The organism is Desulfosporosinus sp. Sb-LF, assembly GCF_004766055.1.
In the GTDB taxonomy this organism is placed as follows: domain Bacteria; phylum Bacillota; class Desulfitobacteriia; order Desulfitobacteriales; family Desulfitobacteriaceae; genus Desulfosporosinus.
Map to the genome: position 1 here is coordinate 241,741 of NZ_SPQR01000004.1, position 17,930 is coordinate 259,670.

13 protein-coding genes are annotated in these 17,930 nt (G+C 39.5%); 2 read left to right on the top strand and 11 right to left on the bottom strand.

Going from position 1 to position 17,930, the window contains the following annotated elements; translation table 11 throughout:
• From E4K68_RS07605 to E4K68_RS07620, 4 genes are read right to left on the bottom strand one after another with little or no spacing between them, the layout of a single operon-like run.
• Entirely contained in the window at positions 1-1,125 is a 1,125-nt protein-coding gene (locus E4K68_RS07605; protein ID WP_135378335.1) for a DUF2800 domain-containing protein, read from the bottom strand.
• The gene (locus E4K68_RS07610; protein ID WP_135378336.1) at positions 1,125-1,415 is read right to left on the bottom strand and encodes a hypothetical protein; all 291 of its coding nucleotides are present in this window, start codon (positions 1,413-1,415) and stop codon (positions 1,125-1,127) included. Before E4K68_RS07610 ends, E4K68_RS07605 begins: the two co-directional genes overlap by 1 nt.
• Entirely contained in the window at positions 1,384-3,588 is a 2,205-nt protein-coding gene (locus tag E4K68_RS07615) for a vitamin B12-dependent ribonucleotide reductase (RefSeq protein ID WP_135378337.1), read from the bottom strand. Before E4K68_RS07615 ends, E4K68_RS07610 begins: the two co-directional genes overlap by 32 nt.
• Positions 3,589-3,610: 22 nt before the next feature.
• On the bottom strand, positions 3,611-3,799 hold the full coding sequence (locus E4K68_RS07620) for a helix-turn-helix transcriptional regulator (protein ID WP_158291388.1): 189 nt from the start codon (positions 3,797-3,799) through the stop codon (positions 3,611-3,613).
• Positions 3,800-3,984: 185 nt separating this feature from the next.
• Between E4K68_RS07620 and E4K68_RS07625 the strand changes: the two genes are divergently transcribed.
• Both E4K68_RS07625 and E4K68_RS07630 read left to right on the top strand, forming a co-directional pair.
• Positions 3,985-4,500, top strand: a complete 516-nt coding sequence (locus tag E4K68_RS07625; protein WP_135378339.1) for a helix-turn-helix transcriptional regulator — start codon at positions 3,985-3,987, stop codon at positions 4,498-4,500.
• Positions 4,501-4,523: 23 nt separating this feature from the next.
• Complete coding sequence (locus E4K68_RS07630; protein ID WP_135378340.1) at positions 4,524-5,399, top strand: ImmA/IrrE family metallo-endopeptidase; 876 nt, start codon at positions 4,524-4,526, stop codon at positions 5,397-5,399.
• 268 nt (positions 5,400-5,667) lie between these two features.
• Here E4K68_RS07630 and E4K68_RS07635 read toward each other — a convergent pair whose 3' ends face one another.
• The 7 genes from E4K68_RS07635 to E4K68_RS07665 all read right to left on the bottom strand — a co-directional run bounded on the left by E4K68_RS07635 (position 5,668) and on the right by E4K68_RS07665 (position 17,526).
• Entirely contained in the window at positions 5,668-8,310 is a 2,643-nt protein-coding gene (locus E4K68_RS07635; RefSeq protein WP_135378341.1) for a DEAD/DEAH box helicase family protein, read from the bottom strand.
• A gap of 3 nt (positions 8,311-8,313) precedes the next feature.
• The gene (locus tag E4K68_RS07640) at positions 8,314-9,834 is read right to left on the bottom strand and encodes a site-specific DNA-methyltransferase (RefSeq protein WP_135378342.1); all 1,521 of its coding nucleotides are present in this window, start codon (positions 9,832-9,834) and stop codon (positions 8,314-8,316) included.
• Between the two features lie 195 nt (positions 9,835-10,029).
• A complete protein-coding gene (locus E4K68_RS07645; RefSeq protein ID WP_135378343.1) occupies positions 10,030-12,036 on the bottom strand; it encodes an ATP-dependent helicase in 2,007 nt (668 codons plus the stop codon).
• The gene (locus E4K68_RS07650; protein WP_135378344.1) at positions 12,029-13,966 is read right to left on the bottom strand and encodes an AAA family ATPase; all 1,938 of its coding nucleotides are present in this window, start codon (positions 13,964-13,966) and stop codon (positions 12,029-12,031) included. The genes E4K68_RS07645 and E4K68_RS07650 overlap by 8 nt, the downstream gene beginning before the upstream one ends.
• Positions 13,967-14,491: 525 nt before the next feature.
• A complete protein-coding gene (locus E4K68_RS07655) occupies positions 14,492-14,689 on the bottom strand; it encodes a hypothetical protein (protein WP_135378345.1) in 198 nt (65 codons plus the stop codon).
• Positions 14,690-15,014: 325 nt separating this feature from the next.
• Positions 15,015-16,241: an SIR2 family protein gene (locus E4K68_RS07660; RefSeq protein ID WP_135378346.1), complete on the bottom strand. Its 1,227-nt coding sequence runs from the start codon at positions 16,239-16,241 to the stop codon at positions 15,015-15,017.
• Positions 16,204-17,526, bottom strand: a complete 1,323-nt coding sequence (locus tag E4K68_RS07665) for a hypothetical protein (protein ID WP_158291389.1) — start codon at positions 17,524-17,526, stop codon at positions 16,204-16,206. Before E4K68_RS07665 ends, E4K68_RS07660 begins: the two co-directional genes overlap by 38 nt.
• Positions 17,527-17,930 lie beyond the last annotated feature (404 nt).

Below are 17,930 nucleotides of genomic sequence, written 5' to 3' on the forward strand. Positions count from 1 at the left end.
TTATTCTCCAAACGCTTCCATCGCTGCGTTGTATTCCTTGCGCTTATCCGTACCAACCACAAAAGTTGGCTTGCCCTCTGGCTTTGCAATCAGATCACCGAGAGTCTCATTAAACAGTTTTTTACCCATAAGCGCTTCCATTGCGGTTATTCCAAGGAGACTTACAGAATAAATATCCTCTTCCTTAAATCCTGCTGCGATAGCTGCTTCGGCAATCGCAGCTTCATCGGTGTACTTCCGGGAGGATCGGCCTTGAACTACTTTATACCCATCCCAGCACTTACGTCCGGCGATGGCCTCTTCCTCGGCATAGGCCCAGACATCGGAGGCCCACCGTTTCAGCTCATCCACGCGGCTCAACACCTCTATAAGCTCTTCATCCGTCAATAAAGCAGGCTTTTGGAAATCAAGTTTTATAAGCTCGAAGTTCCGGTCTGCTCTGGCCCGGCACGTTGCTCTGACCTTGCAGAACCGACAATGTTCCCCGGTGCAAAATTCTCCCTCACCCTTTATGGCTAATTGGGCCTTGGGCTTAAGCTCATTTTCGGCCCAGTGAAGTAGCTCGCTCACGGACATTTCACAAGATGAGTAATTATCCAAACGAGGCTGACAGATTGTCATGCGTACCGACTCGATGTCATACAGATAGTCGTACATCGCTAAGGCCCCAAGAGCATATAATCGGAGTTGGGGGTTATCGTCAGCCGATACCTGAACACCTTTTCCGTACTTTAAATCGAGAATTTCCATTTTCTTATCCGACACTGCCATGAGATCGGCTGTCCCAAAGCCTTCCGGTACGAAATGCGAAAAGTCCACCCGCTGCTCGACGAGGATTACTGGGTCACTTGACCGCGCGTATGCTTCGCTTATCAGCTCACAGGCAAAGCCAACATAAGCATCGGTATAATACTCAAGCTCTGAAGAGTCATATTTGGAAACAGGCCGTATTGTTTTAATCTTTAGAAATTCTCTGAGTTTGTGCTCCGACAGCTCATGTGCCGCCGTTCCCTCGGCAGCGGCATTACTGGACTTGTCCTCCCTGGAACGTTCCAACACCGCCGATGGTGTGCAAAGCAGCCATCGGTGAGAGCTAGAGGCCGATAGTAGTGCGTGTTCCCCCACTACATCACCTCGGCTTCTCTAAGAAATTCCGGGTAATCCGAAGGACTCAAATCAGAAAGCTTTCTAACGCCATATTTCTTCAAAAGATCTTTAGCTTTTTCTCTTTTTACATTTAATACTGCTCTAATCTCCACAAGAGTTACTTTTTGGGGTATACTAGAAGTGTTAATTTTCTCATCGAGTGGGGTTGCTTGCAGGCAATTCCCGCTCATTTTCTTTTCTATCCTAGTCATGACTGATATCAGCTGATCTAACTTCTCACATACATTTTGAGTATCCGCAATGGACACAGGCCACACACCCGCTTTCGTGATTAATTGGCATCCCACATTCCGGGCACTTCTTGGCCTCGGATACCTCGACGACCCCAATCGCTGGTTTTACATCTTCCCCACCTCCTTTTCCGATCTGCTTTTTAATGATCCGTGCAATGGCATCCGGGCATGATGTCACTTTTACACCCTCACGTCGTACACATGCCGGGCACCGGATACCTTGGATTTGCTCGATAATATCTTCCTCAGATACGCCCGACCGAAGCGCCACTGATATGAGCCGCGCTGTCGCCTCTGATTGGGAAGAACATCCCCCGGCCCGTCCAGTGTTTGTAAACACTTCACAGATACCTTTTTCATCAGAATTGACGCTTACATAAAGGTTTCCGCAACCGATTTTAATCTTTTCGGTTGTTCCTGTTGTGACATCCGGCCTCGGTCGTGGTTTTATGACTTGGACTTCTTCTGTGTTAATCTTCGGCAGGCTTGTCCCAGTCGTGAGGACTTGTCCCTCTCGGCTACCGTCTCGGTAGACGGTCAAACCTTTGCAGTTAAGGTCATACGCGAGTTGGTATGCTTTTGCGACATCTTCGCGTGTCGCTTTACTTGGGAAGTTAATGGTTTTCGACACCGCATTGTCTGTGAACTTTTGGAATGAGGCTTGCATCTTAACGTGCCATTCAGGTTCGATTTCTTGGGCAGTTGTAAAAACTTCCTGCACCCATCTTGGAACTTCTGGCAGTCCAAGAGCTGTTCCGCGCTCGGCGATTTTTTGCATCAATTCTTCCGAGTGAAACCCATATTGCTTAGCGCATTTCTCAAACAATGGGTTGACTTCGATAAAAGGAATGCCATCCATAACAGTTTTCGTGTACGCCACAGCGAAAATCGGCTCCACTCCACCGGAGACACCACATATCATGGAGATAGTTCCTGTTGGGGCAATGGTTGTAAGCGTCGCATTACGAAGTTCCGGGCACTTCGAACCCTCATAGTTAGGAAACGCGCCTCGTTCCTGTGCTAAACGTTGAGATTCTTCTCTGGCCTCAGCTCGGATAAAGTCCATAATTTCTTCGGCGCATTCCACCGCTTCCTCGGACGCATAGGACATTTGAAGCATTATGAGAACATCTGCAAACCCCATCACACCTAGTCCGATCTTTCGATTTCCCTTCACCATCGCGTCAATTGCTGGTAGTGGGTATTGATTCACGTCGATAACATTATCCAGAAAATGCACAGCTAATCTAGTTACATCACTAAGACGCTTCCAGTCAATAACCGTTTTGCCATCTTTCTCACAAACCATGGACTTTAGGTTTATGGAGCCTAGGTTACATGCCTCATTGGGCAAAAGTGGTTGCTCTGAACAAGGGTTACTGGCCTCAATCTCACCGATGTGTGGGGTGGGGTTGTCGGCGTTCATTTTGTCCAGGAAGATTACTCCGGGTTCCCCGTTACGCCATGAATGGTCAACAATATTATTAAAAACTTCGACTGCCGATAGCGTCCCGGTCACAGTGCCAGTGCAAGGATCGATAAGATTGTAGTTCGCCTCTCTTTTCACCAAGTCCATAAAAGCGTCAGTTATTCCGACCGAAATATTAAAGTTTGTTATCTCCGAGTTATCCTCTTTGCAAGAGATAAACTCCAATATGTCTGGGTGGTCGACCCGCAGAATTCCCATGTTAGCCCCGCGCCGGGTTCCCCCCTGCTTGACAGCCTCCGTTGCAGCATTGAACACCTTCATAAAAGAGACAGGCCCAGAAGCAACACCACCAGTTGAACGCACCATACTATTTTTAGGACGTAGCCTTGAAAAGCTGAACCCTGTACCACCGCCTGATTTGTGGATGATGGCGGCATTTTTTATCGAGTCGAATATTTCCTCCATCGAGTCATAGACTGGCAAAACGAAACATGCACTTAGCTGGCCTAATTCGCGTCCGGCGTTCATAAGTGTCGGTGAGTTTGGCATGAACTCCAGATTGACCATCATGTTGTAAAACTCCCGAGTCACGACCTGAACGTCTTTACCAAACTTTTGTTCTTCAACTCCAGCGACCACTTTTGCTACTCGATAAAACATATCTTCCGGGGTTTCTCCTATTTTCAAGTAACGTTTTTCGAGTATTATCCGAGCGTTTTGTGATAGATTGGCTTTGGGCCAAGATTTAGGCACGTTCATTTTTTCTCCTTTCGTTGCATTTTTAGGACTGCGATGCAAAAAAAATATTACTTGGGTTTTCTATATTTAGTATTTTAGACATATCCTCTGCATCTTGAATTGTAATACGTGATCGTTTACTGAGTTTCAAATTTAAAGTTTTTACTGTAATTCCAAGCCCCAGTGCTAATTCCTCATAAGTTATCCCTTTCTCTAAGATTTTCTCTTTCAATTTGTTCATGTCCATTTCAAAGTCACCTCTTTCATTCGTTGCAGCAGTGGGATGTGATTATCTTAGTCTTTTTTGCAAAAGAGCACAACCCATTTATGCGACATTTTTCTTGCCAATATATTCTTGTTGCATATATGAATAAATGGTTATATTATCTTTATAAGTGTTGAAAGGTTGTTACCAAAATGAAGAAATCAGAAATGGAAAAGATCATTGAACGAATCAAAGATAGACGACTTAGTCTCGGATTGTCGTACCAGGATCTCGCTGATAAAACAGGAATGAGCAAGTCAACTTTGCAACGCTATGAAACAGGCTTTATCAAAAACCTAGGCATTGATAAGCTTGAAATGTTAGCTCAAGCATTGGAAACGACACCGGGTTATTTAATGGGTTGGGACAAGCCGACCCCTGCTAAATTGCTTGACCTCGCTGATGCCACAGAGATGGAATATCGTGATTTAATGAAATTAGCCGGATATGTTGAGGAAGTTCATGACAAAGATAAATTCTTTGAGCTGGTATTTAAAGATTCAAAAGGTAAAGTTGTTGACGTCAGACGCGGCGTGAAAGAGATGTTCAGTACTGATGAGGATTGGGCTAACGTTGCATATCGGGTATCAAAAGAACTTACTGAGAATGATCGGGAAATATTAAAGAGTATGGCTGAGAAATTCTTGGAGCTTAAGAAGAAACGATAATTCTTTTATTAAGAGGTTAAAACATGAAATATTTTAACTCGAAGTATTTAACCATTGATAAGTTATCTCAAAACAGCCATGATATGATCAGCCTTAGGCTGAAAGAGTTTGTAAAACGTTATAAGATTACAGAATACCCTATCAACTGCTTCAAACTCCTGGAAAGAATTATCTCCAGCAACACGATTAAACTAAAATATAAGGAAAGCGACCAGTTTTCCGAGAATCTTGATGCCGCTGCCGGATATCACGGTAAAGAAGCTGGTTATTGTATAATGTTCAACTCCCGAAAGATTGGTTCATTTGATTTTTCTCCGCATAGGCGCTGTAATTTTACATTGGCACATGAACTGGGGCATATCTTTCTCGGACACCTTTTAATACCATCTCGCATGAAATCCGAAGCGGATCTGATTTGCGAAGAAAGGGAAGCCGATGAATTTGCATCCCGCTTACTCATGCCAAAAATTCTTATTTTAAATTGTAACTTCATTACCAACGTTACCGCTGAGTTTTTGGTATCAAGTCCGGCACTTTTTACAAGGGTAAACAACCTCAAGCGGCTTGATCTCTATAAAAGCAAACCCGTTCCTACCTGCAAGACGTGCGGTAACACCCATTTTTCACTTTGTACGAAGTACTGTAAAATTTGTGGTACGGAGGTCAACAAATCTACTACCAGAGGGATCATGCGCATTGTTTATTCTAAATTCATTATTGGCAGTAATAAATGTCACGAATACGGCCATGAAAACGATTGGAATGCTCGCTACTGTGAACTATGCGGACAGCCCACGTTATATAATGACATTTTGCCCGCTTGGCAGATAGAAAGAAAGAAGTACATTAAATCGTTGGTACGGATAGAGTACCGAGAAAAAAGTCAAAAGATAAGTTAATATGGAAAGGCCCCGGAGTGCTTACACTTACCGAGGCCTTCTAAAAATATTATTGAATTGTGCGGGGGGCGTATACTTTCAGTTTGTATCAGTCCTTATTGCATGACACCCAATCCGTCATCATACTTTGAAACCTCTAGGTATTCTGAGGATCTGAAAGTAGTATTATCGCACCGCAAGCTCGCGCACAACCTAACAAGTAGCAAAGGAACGCTCTCCAAACGTTTAAAATACGTGGGAGGGTTAAGTTCATTAATTGTTTTCGAGGCTATTTTTGAATCCCTATGTTTATAGTTGCCAACAATTGTTGATGAACGTTACGACCCTGATCGTCCTGTTTCCAAGCCATGAGAAAAACGCCCTTACCTTGACTTTCTCTGGCCCATAGTTGTCCAAGGTTGTCCTTTTCGCCGACATCTTGGGGGTTGTAGAGATCCCCTTTGTATTCCACAACAAGTACGCGTCCATCCTCTAGGAGGGCCACAAAATCAGGGTAAAAATAATCCGTCGAAGTTTGGAGGCGGAAAGAACGTGAATCTCGTTCAATATTCCGCACCCAATATTTGAGGCGATCCCCCAACATTTCGATAGCCCAAGCACACTCTGCTTCTTCACCATTCATCTCAAATATATTAGGATAAAAATGTTTTTTAAAATCATATATTCCTTTATACTGGCGCTGAGGAAAATACGCATTAGGTTCGTAAGAAAAACTGTATTCGTAGGAAACTTGGACTCTCGGCGACGGCCCAAATAAGAGGATCTGGTACCCGCGCTGTTTGGCCTGTTTGCGCAATTGGCTAATTTTGCTAATCAAAACCTTTTGTAGTAAAAAACGTCCGCGTGAAAGTGCCGTGAGTGGGATTTTCCGCTCATCTTCAAGCAAAACAACGGTACGCCGGATGAATTCTATCATTTGGGGCTGCGGAACATCAGGCATGCGTAGACGCTTATCTAACCAATAGGACAACTGATTTACTGTCCAACCTGTATCCACAAAGTCAAGGTTTAGTTGTTCAGCGGGGGCTACAATAGATTGGCGGACATGCCCATCCAAAATATCAATCGCAAAAGTCATACCGTCTGGTTGTAAAGAAAATTCTGTCTCGGTTAGTTGGGCAGGACCAATTAGTTTCCAATCCGCGGCATAAAGAAAAATCTCATCGTCTGGTAATTCTAGTTCACCATCAATGAATAGGCACAATTGTGGAATAATAAATTTCTCGCCACGATTGACGGGAGCGATTGCTCGTTGTGTGGCGGATTGATGTAAATGCAGTTTAAGTCTGGTTTCAGCTTGACTTCCTTGGGCGACATGGGAAACAAGTTTTTCCAAAGCAACGGAACTAATAGCACTCACAACTGTGGCTATCATCTCACCCGTGTCGGATTTTGCCATAACTATGGCTTGTTTATCTGCGTCAGAGAGATCGCCTAAATCTACTTCTTGGAAAAGTGTTACAACAACCGGATCGGGCTGTCGGAACGGTTCATAAGGTTGATCGTCTGCGAAGTCAAAGCTAGGTTGACGGGGCTCCAAGCTCTCGTCAATTTCTTCTTTTTCAAAACCCATCTTTTCCACAAGACGGTCGTGAAGTTGCGTGACAGCATTGGGCCAAGATATCGATGATACGTAGGCGTAAGCGCGATTCAATACTTCATTTTTGCGTCGCTTTGCGTAGGGCATCCGTAAAACACGACCTAAAATCTGTTCAACGTCTTTTGCGGAATGGATATTTGCAACGGAGCAAAATACATATGCAAAAGAACAGTCCCAGCCTTCTTTTAATGCCTGCACCGTGATGATGAACTCAATCGGACATTTCGGATCGAATAGATTTATTCCGTCGAGTTCTCGCTGGTCACCTGTTACTATTGCGATTTTTTCTTCTGGGATATTTTCATTTGTTAACAAGTGATCCTTCAAGACCTGCCAAGTGGTTTCTTGACCCTGGTTTTCGGCCTGAAACAGAACAATTGGTCGAATATATTGTGTCTCTTTTTGGCATAAAACTTCAAGCCGTTTGCGTTGCAAAATACTGTCCCTAACCGCTTCAGGCCATGTTTTATGTTCAGTCAGCACAATAGGGAGTTTAATCATTTCTTCGGCTTTAAGCTCCATCGCAGAAACACTATGCAACACATTGCTATTTGAGGCGGGAGTCGCCGTGAATTCGACAACACAAGCAGCGTTTACACGTTCAAACACCTCAAAGCCTAGACGGGTTGCGTTGTTGTGCGCTTCGTCCACTAAAACAAGAGGGCGGTGCATCCGCAGAAAATTTACAAAAGAAAATCGGATTTTCCCTTTGTCTTCACCGTTATTGATTGTGTCAAATCCGGTAAATCCTGCAGGAATTTTACTGAAAAGCGGTTCAAGATTTTCATTATGCGCATATACTTTACGCGAATCCGTATTAGCTTCTTCGGTTTTGATTGTTTGCATGGTGCCGAGGACAATCACAGCTTTACTCGTTAAATCACGTGGACGGATTTGCGTGAAATCTGTTATGTCCAAAACTATAAAATTGCCATTGAACGCTTCTCGTAGAGTTTCGTAATTATAATTACCTGGGGTCTTGAGGGTTTCCAGTGTCTGCGAGCGAATAGTGTTACTCGGGACCAACCATAGAACCAACGGAAATTCTCTTTCTAGATAGCTTTCCGATGCTATCCGAACTGTTTGCGCGGAAAGAAGGGTTTTTCCACCCCCGGTCGGTAAACGAAGGCAGATATAAGGAACACTATCGAGAGAGGCGGGCAATGAGTTAAACGCGCGAATGTTCACGACTCCAGGCTTTTTATGGGCATCATAAGCGGTTTTCGCGCCGAGAAAACGAGCCTGTTCCAGATAGGTTTTCAGACTGTCCAAGGCATTAATTTGGTATGTTTTTAGCGATATACTTGTCATCGTTCAACGCACCTTCACATCATAGGGTGTTTGCTTGAAAATAATATTGAGGTCTTTAAGGCGGGCTTGCCCGAGGCGACTGGTTTCACCATAAATCACTTTTGGCCCGTCATGGCTGGGAAGATTGGACAGAACTTTCGAAGTCAACACATTGCCTCCGTCTGGGCGCTTGTCCCCCAAAATCCCGTTATAAAGGAGGTAATAGGCCGTTCCGTTATGTGTCCCAAGGTATGGGCTATCCGCTTTTTCATGAAGGGCTGAGCGAGTTTCAGAAAACCAGATATGGGCAGCGAGGTTAGCAAATTGAATTTGTGGATTGATCCGTCCCTCGGAATCAAACACCGCTGAGCCTAGCTGATAGTACCGAAATCCTCCGCCGCCTTTCCAATTCACCAATTCTGATATTCCGCCCTGTTCACCTTCAATCACTTTCTGCAAGCGCGGTACACAATGGGTTTTCGCGTGTTCTCCCATTTCAATACCGATGTAACGACGGCCCATTTTATGGGCCACTGCGGCAGTAGTGCCTGAACCGAGGAAACTGTCTAGAACGAGGTCATTAGGGTTGGTAGCAATTTGCAAAATACGTTGCATTAGACGCTCTGGTTTAGGGCTATCAAAAGCATTTACCTTACCAAACAAAGCATGAATTTCTTTTTTTGATTCATCTGTGTGCCCAACCTCATCAGAAGGCCACCAAGTCCATGGGGTTACGCCGGGAACTTCTGATAAGTATCTTATAAGATTTGGCTGACTGTCACCATTCTTCCCAAAGTAAATTTTCCCTTCTGCAAGCAAGCGTTGATAAGTAGCTTTTGCCATACCCCAGCATCGACCCTCAGGAGGACGATGGGTTTTCCCTGATGGAGTAGTTATTTCATAGAATTGCTCTGGTGTAGCATGACCTTCTTGAGCTGTCATCGGAACAGATCGCCACCTACCTCTAGGATCATTGTTAGGATTTCTGTATACTTTTGCTTGTGCCTCAGTCATTGAAACAAGATTTCTGGTTTTTTTAAACTTATCAGGGTTGACAGCATAAACAAAAATATACTCGTGGACATCACCAATAGCTTCACGGTTTTCTCTAGAATATCTTTTTTGCCAGACGTTGCTAGCCAAAAAGTTCTTCCTCCCAAAAATTTCATCCATTATTATTTTTAAATAATGAGCTTCGCTGTCATCGATTGAAACCCAAATACTTCCGTCTTCCGTAAGCATTTCACGCAACAGTTCAAGACGTGGATACATCAATGAAAGCCATTGGGCATGTTCCAAGTTGTCGTCATAATGCTCAAATGCACTGCGTGTGTTGTATGGCGGATCAATATAAATACACTTAACCTGTCGAGCATAATAGGGCAATAAGGCTTTGAGTGCGTCTAGGTTGTCGCCCTGTACCAGCATATTCGATGTATCTGCAACGCCAAAGGAATAATCGTCTTGCGGTTCCAATAACCGATAGGGAATCTGTTCGGCAGCTCTGATATGCTTATCTCTATTAAGCCAGTTTAAAATTGGCATGAAGCATTCCCTCGTTTTCTATGGTTTTCTATACCCATTTGTATCTCATTTTACTAACATTTTAGCACAAGACGTGGACATCCACTTGAAATTATTTCTTTCTATTAAAATTGTCCTCCCCCTGACAAGCCACTCCCCAACGTACCAGATATTCGTTTTTGAATAGCGGTGTGCGCTTGTGCAGTGGTGGGATAGTTAATTTCCAATTATCTCTTTTGCATTCTTTAGCCCAAAGCTTTCAATAAGTCTTCTTTCATTTTCTGTAAGTGTCGGTACTGCCCATACTAAGAGATATTTGGCTCTCGTACTTGCAACATAACCAACACGTTTTTCTTCGCCAACTCCATTTAGCCAATGTGATTCCCAATGGCCCGCTTCACTTTTTTTAGATTTGCTTGATACTACCATAGTACTGTCGTAGGTACAGCCTTTGCTACCATGTACAGTTGTAACCTGGATTTTAAAATTATTTATATTAGTTAGGACATCTTCAATTATATCTTTGGAGTTTTGTGCGTTATACCATCGACCTGAAAAAGTACTATCAAAATCTCGCTCCATTTTACTATCAAATATTTTTAATTCCGAATATCTTTGTTTGATAATGTTTGGCAAGGTACTTCTTGCTGTCTTATGCCAATTTCCATAGTTCTGATTAAAGTCAAGAAGTTTGCTATTGTAACAACAATCATTTAATACATTTTTTAAAAATATTCTCCACATAAAAACAGAATTAACATCTTTAGGGCAATAATAACTAACCTTATTCTTGCTTCCGCCTAACCACTTAGAGATTTGTTGACCTGCATATTCAAGTGCTTTTAGTCTCTGGTATGCATTGCCTTTATCCCATAGTTGTAAAGCGGAAATCATTAAATCTATATCATTTTTATTATGGATGCAAAGTAGCTCATCCTTCATTTTGTTTTGCTTCGCAATAATACATGACCTTTCCTGATCAATTTTCAGTTCACTCATAATTTTTATGTATTTCTCAATGACATCGAAATTACCATTGTACTCTAAATAAAGTAAAGTGTTATCCTCACATTTATCTTCAGCATGAGCAGTTATACTGTCTACGGTGCTAATTAATTTTCTCGAAAAATCAACTATTTTTTGGCAACTTCTAAAATTGTCGCGCAATATCATTTGAGTGAATGATGATACAAATTCAAGCGTATCATCTGGGTCCACTCTTTTAAATTCATAGACGCTTTGATTCAGATCGCCTATGAAATGAAGAGTTGTCCCGTGTTCATTAATCTTCTTAAGAATCTGTATTTCTATCCAAGACAAGTCTTGACATTCATCTACGATAATAAGTGGAAATTTTCTTGATAGCAGTTTTGTTATCTTAGTATTTTTTTCTAAAACGTTTAGTGCAAGTAAGTTGATATCTTCAAAGTTAGCAAAGCCATCTTTCCAAAAATGAGTTTTGCATTCTTTAAACTTTTTGTTTACATAGTCAAATTTATAATAACTTGGATTAGCGTATTTTTCTCTATTTTCTTTAATATGCTTTTGCATTTGTTGACTTTTATAGTAATCTTTTAAAGTGAAAGTAATATCCCCAATAACAAAATTAAATTGTTTGTTTTTTTTATCGTAGCTTATTTGATGTGCGTGCAAATCCAGTCTTTTATCATCTTTAGTTATAAAAGGTATCTCGCACTTATAACTATTTAACCAGTGATTTCCGAATGTCTTCGTTCTATTTTGTATGATAGAAAACGACATGTCATCGTTTTTACCTTTGTAATTGGTGTATTTAGAAATATAAGGTTGTGCTATGTATTGATGAATAAAACTACTCAATGTTCCCACTAAATGCGGATATGTAGTAGACCTTATATTGAATTGACTTATTCTATCTTTGATAACTTCCGTAGCGTCATTGGTAAAAGTCAGAATTGCGATTCCGCCAGCTTCAAACTTACTCCATTTTTTAATTTCATAAGCAGCTTTCATTCCGACGACTTCAGTTTTGCCACTTCCTGCACATGCTCTTAGAAAAATGTCCTCATCTATTGAAGATAATATATACTCCAATTGTTCTTCTGTTTTTTCGGAAACTCTACAATGCTTATATCCCTTGCAGATATCTCTTGCCCCTTTTTGAAAACATTCTTTGCAAGACAAATTACTATTTTTATCACATAAAGTCATAGCAATTGAATTATGCATTTCTTCTTTAGTCATTAATTTCACCACCACAAGACCATATGATTGCGTCCTCTATGTACTTAGGAACATTAAATATAGTTTCTACATTTCGTATTTTTTCCTCTTTTAACATTTCCGAATCATATATTTCCTCTAACTTATTGGCTAATTCTTGGGCATATGTACCTTTTCCAACTTCTTTACTTTCAATATGCTGTAGAATAAATTTAGAATCATCTCTCAATTGCTCATTAGAAATATATTTATTGTCTTTATTTTCAATTTCTTGGCAAGTTATTTTTACCGATCCATCTTTACTCCAAAGTGTTCTAATTACTTCACACATAATTTTTGTGTTTTTTTTCATTGCCAAATCATATTCAAAAGTTTTAAACGGAGAAGAAAATAATCGTGCAAATTCACTTGAATTTATACTATCTTTTAATTCTAATGCACTGTTATTTCCTTCAACTTCATCTTCTGTTATCGGATAGTACTCTTCTAATACTATTTTCTTATTATCATCCTTATCTGTTACTTCTAATTTTCTTTTCTCTGGATCTTTATCCGTAATTCCACTGCACCTGTAAGGTAATCTAATTCCAAGACCCATGTCTATACTGCAAAAAAGTTTATAAAAATGTTTAAAATTAATGCCGTTTATGTTTATTACAGAGACACCAGCTTCTTCAAGCGTTGAAGGCAATGTTTTTTTATGTGATTTATTGTATTTTAGAAGAACAATTTTAGCTAATTCAGGTATTAGCATACACTCGCTTATACCTTCGACTAGTATGACGCCTTTTGAAAATAGTAATGTAGATTTTGTTACATCCAGCCACCTATCAATATAATTTTTGCTGTCTCCTAAATTCAACTTTGATAATTGATTTGCCATAATAGTTTCATTCTTTTGACTAGTGATGTGGATAAGATTATCAATGCTAATAGATGAAGCTAATACAGGAGAATGTGTTGTTATAATAATCTGGATATCTGTTCTTTCTTTGGTGAGTTGTTCTAGATACTTTATTAATTTTACTTGTAACTGCGGATGAAGGTGAGCCTCCGGTTCTTCTATCAGTAGAATCGTAAACAGATTTTTTTCTCTTCCTACCGCTTCTATTTCAGCAAATACAGTTGCTATATAAAGAAGATTATTGTAACCCAAACTGTTTATTGCTATGTCTCTAAATTTACTTATATCATGTTCGCCGATATTCGGGAAAAACACCATTTTTATACTCTGAAGAATAGACATAAAAGATGTTTCGGAAAACTGTAAGTTTATACTTTGCCCGAACACAGTTCCCATAGAGTCTTTTATTCCAATATTAATATCATTTTTGGCTTTTTCAATTTCACTAAATTCTTTATCCTTATTTCCTACGATAGATTGATTAAAATCTCGGACTACCTTTACTAAATTATCTTTCTCCGTATCACTTTTATATTGATGTTTTAGAAGTGTTGCCAATCTAGAATTTCTTCCATTTGTGAGTTTTTCCTCAGCATCACGAAGAGGAGGCAAGTAAATACAGTCTATACAATCAAATGTTTCTTCTTCAAAAGCACTTGCTTTTGAAGTTCCACCCCATATACTCTTTTTATAATAGCCTTTTTGATTAGGATTTTTATCTACTTCTAAATTCAGTTTTGCCTTATAATCAGGGTCACACCATGTTAAAAATGTAACTTCTTCATCAGGTGATAGTTCTTCCCATTCTAAACCAATCCTAATTTTTCCGGACATTGAATTATTATAAAAAGAATGATAAAAATCAACTTCACTTATGTTCATATATGAAAACTCATTTTCTCTCAGAATCATTCTTAAAGCATTGATAATCGTAGTTTTCCCAGAGGCATTTTCGCCAACAAGAATATTCAACCCCTTGTTTAGGTTGATTACGCTTCTATTCTTACAATTTTTGTATCCTTCAATATATATTATTGAAATATACATAATCTCCACCTTATAACCTTACATTATTTTAATTAAGCTTGCGATAGCAATGTTACATACCACACATGATTTGCCATCAGTTTGCTTTATCCAGCCTATACTAGGATACTAAATAAACTTTCATTCTTGAGACCATTCTTAAGTCAACCAAATCGTTTAACTCTAACATTTCTACATTTTCCTCTCATATCCTCCCACGATAGCAAAATTAATCCAAGAAAAAGCAAAAAACCGGACCGTTCAAATAAGATGATCCGGCCCAATATATATTCCCGCACACACCACGACGCGATAAAAATAACATTCAGCCCTACAACCCTCTCATACCAAGGCTTTCAGAAATCACAGCTATAGCACCATTAAGCACTCCACATGACCCGCCTCCGAGACATAACATACAATGTGCAACTGGAAGTGCTCTTTCATCGGTCAGGGCAGGATTCTATTACCCAACATATTTTAAAACGCCCCAGTTTCCCAAGACAGATTTATTAGATTACAAGTTAAGTTCCCTTAATCTAACGTTCATGGTTGTCCCCCTTGACAGTTGGAGCACTTTCGCTGCCAAATATCTGTTCCGTTGGCTTTAAACTTGAAGTTACAATTTTGACATTCTATGGTGTAAAACCATTGCCCATGATCTATACCCTGTTCTTCTGTTCGCCCAAAGTTCATTTGTTTATTTTTGTTAATATAGCCCGGATTAGTAGTTTCTTTATTCATGTTGTATCCGCCTGTCTCCAATTCCTTTTTCCTAGGCTAGTTATTTAGATGATAAGAATAGAAGGTGGACGGATTCAGTTCAGTTTGATACAATATGTTTCATTGTCCATGTTTGGATGCAATGCTTCATCATTAGAATTAAGCACGTGACTCGTAGGACGGCCACCCCGGCGTTCTTGCAATAATGAGCTACTATTCAGTCCCATCGACCGTCTTGCACTTCAGTCTCCGGTTCCGGGCAAAGAACCACGATAATTGGTGACTGCTTCCAACCTTGATTTCTGAGATCTCCGTAATACTCTGTCTAACTCAAGTTATTGAGCAATTATTTCATCAAGTAATATAACATCCCTCTAATTGACTGGGTTAAAGATTTTGATTCCAATTTGTTATTAACAGTTCGCACATTGATACCGATTATTTTTAGATTTAATTTAGCATATGCTTGAATATCATATGACTCAGGATTTGCAACAACTATATAATGTTCTCCGCCAAGAAATTTTAATAAGTGACCATACATTTCTCTAAAATAGTCGTCGTTAAACGAAAAACCAATAAAAAGCAATTTGTAGGTTCCCATCAATGCTGCAAATCTATGTGTAAAACTATCATCATTATATAAAGCATCATAATCCTCTTGCGTTAATATCATCTTACCAGGCCGATCCCAGATGCCGTGGATATGAACAACACGATGCTCATCTTCATTGTAGAGCTTTTGGAAGTTTTCAATATCATTTAGACATAGAGGGGTACCGTTTAAATATTTACTTAGAGAAGTGTCATAATTAGTAGTTAGGTAAAATCTGGGATTAAACAGTTTTAGCTCCTCGTAGTTATGTAAATTTGAGTCAACCCCTGTATTAAGTAATCGCTTTAGTCTAAGACTAACCTCTTCTTTGATCTGTGAGTCTGTAGCTAATGATGCAGAGTAAGATTTTAGATACTTTACTGCCTCAAAATATTTTCCCTCCGCCACAAAATCCAAAAAACGCTTTTCATTATTCCTATTTATATCCTTTGCTAAGCCCTCGAAAAGACCGCGCCATGTTGGAAGCCCGAATGGAATTGCTATACCAGCCCCCAAAAAAGGGATAATCCGATTCCTCGACTCTTTTAGTGAGCTAAAGTTATTAAGGAAATCCCTATGAACATAGGTAAACAACTCTTCTTCTTCTAGCTTTCTGAGTTCATCAGTAAACTCTGTCGTTAACTCGAAGATTTCTTCTATTTCATGACTTCCATCATTAATACCCGTAAAAATAGTTTTCCCGCAGGCTTCGCATAGTTCGTTTATGCTTTCAACCAACCCGGATGTTTCGTGAGCCAAACAGTCATAATGTATCTGGCCTATTACCATCTTGTGTTCTTGGGTAGCCTTAAGAAAAGTGCTTACTTCTTTTTGGTTTAAATCGTAGCTCATTAATAAACGTCTTGTGAAAAGATCATTCCTTGAAACCTCTTCTATTTTAAATAAAAGGCTGAGTGCATCAGCTTCGGAAAGCGATAACTCAATAGCCACGGTATCTATTAATGGTTTCAATAACATAATGAAAAAACTCCTTATCTAAATGTCTCCGAGCCAAAAATACTACTTTAAAGTAAGTAGACGTTGAAACTATGGTCGTTTGTATTACATCTTTATGGTCATTAGTAAGATGCTTATAATCGCTGAACCATGATAAGGACCAATATGGCAATGCGACAGCTTGCTTGAAATCAATATACAGGCTATGAAACATTTCCGAACTAGCGATGGGTCTAGATTTATCGCTAGATTTTGTTGAGGATTGACTCGCTTTATTCGACTTGAAATTTATCCTAGTGGGATATCCAATCAGGTTAAGGTCTTTTGCCTTTTTCCTCAAACTATCGCCTTTAATGCGTATATTTATGTAACTACCGAGTAGCAATGCCTGTAACTTTTCTGTTACAACTTGCTTTTCGAATGTTGGAACGCTTTCATCCATAAATAATGTATTAAATATTTCATTTGTAAATATACCGATCTTTCTATGGACTTTTTTATTTACTTCTTCACGAATATCTTTCAGGAGCATTGTGTCAAGTTCCTCGCACATCTTGAACATGCCCCCTCGGTCGGTATTAACGTCTACATAGCCAGCAATCCGTAGATATTTCAAAATGGTTTCATTTATTTTCTTATATAAACTGTTTATCGAGCTGTCCCATAAGCTTTCGTTCCCATCGGATTTCTCGATACCGACAAGATTTCTCACCATAATTAAGTAAACTTGGTTGGTAAAGTCAATTTCAACTCCTGCTAGAAAATAAGCCTCTGTTTCATTTTTTCTTGGAACTACTTCTACAAATAAAAAACGTGCATTCGTTACCTTGTCTTTATCTGTTTTATAGTCAAATCCCGCAATAAACTTTGTACCACTAACTCCAATACTTAAGCTATCCATTAAGTAGAAACCCTTTTCCGACATTGAATCATGGTAATTTACAGGGATAATAGGGTTATCAATGTTAATGTCTTTTATTAATAGCTTTACTGCTGTTCGGAAGTTTTTTGGAGTATATTGAACCGAACCTTTTATTTTGCTAACATAAACATTTTTCAATTGTCCGTATAAAATATTCTCGAAAAATATTTTATCGAAATCATTTTGTTTGTGTCTGTGATTTTCGAGAAAGCGACTGTAAAATTGGTCAAAGGGCTCTCCACTAATTGCTTTGAAACTTAACTCTTTTTCTACAACTTCTTTAAACTGCTTGTAATCTACATACTCAAGGAATTTATGTCCTCTAAATAGAGAAATACTCGGTTCAACTATCATTTCTTTCTTCTCCAATCTCTCTTCGATCATAAACGCCCATGTTTCACCTTGCGCCTTGGGGAGAACCTGATATTATTGACCGAATAAGGCTTCCTGCTTATATTACAAATGGTTTCATTAGTAATGTAAGCAGGGTATACATAAGCAATATCATATTTCTTTCTAATTAGTTGTGCATCTCACTATGAAGAGGGATTTTTCAACTCCCCTAATAATTTAATACTTTCCACATATTACCTCAAATTCCTTCTCATATCGCAGAAATAATCTAAGATAAAACAAAAATGGCCAGACCGTCCAAAAGACGACCTGACCTTTCTTATTTATACCTACAATGAGGTAACGCCAACGTGCGTCGATGAACTGAATTGAATAATGTCATCATTATAGTAATATCAACGTGCTATGTTCGCGGTTACATGAACAAAAAATAT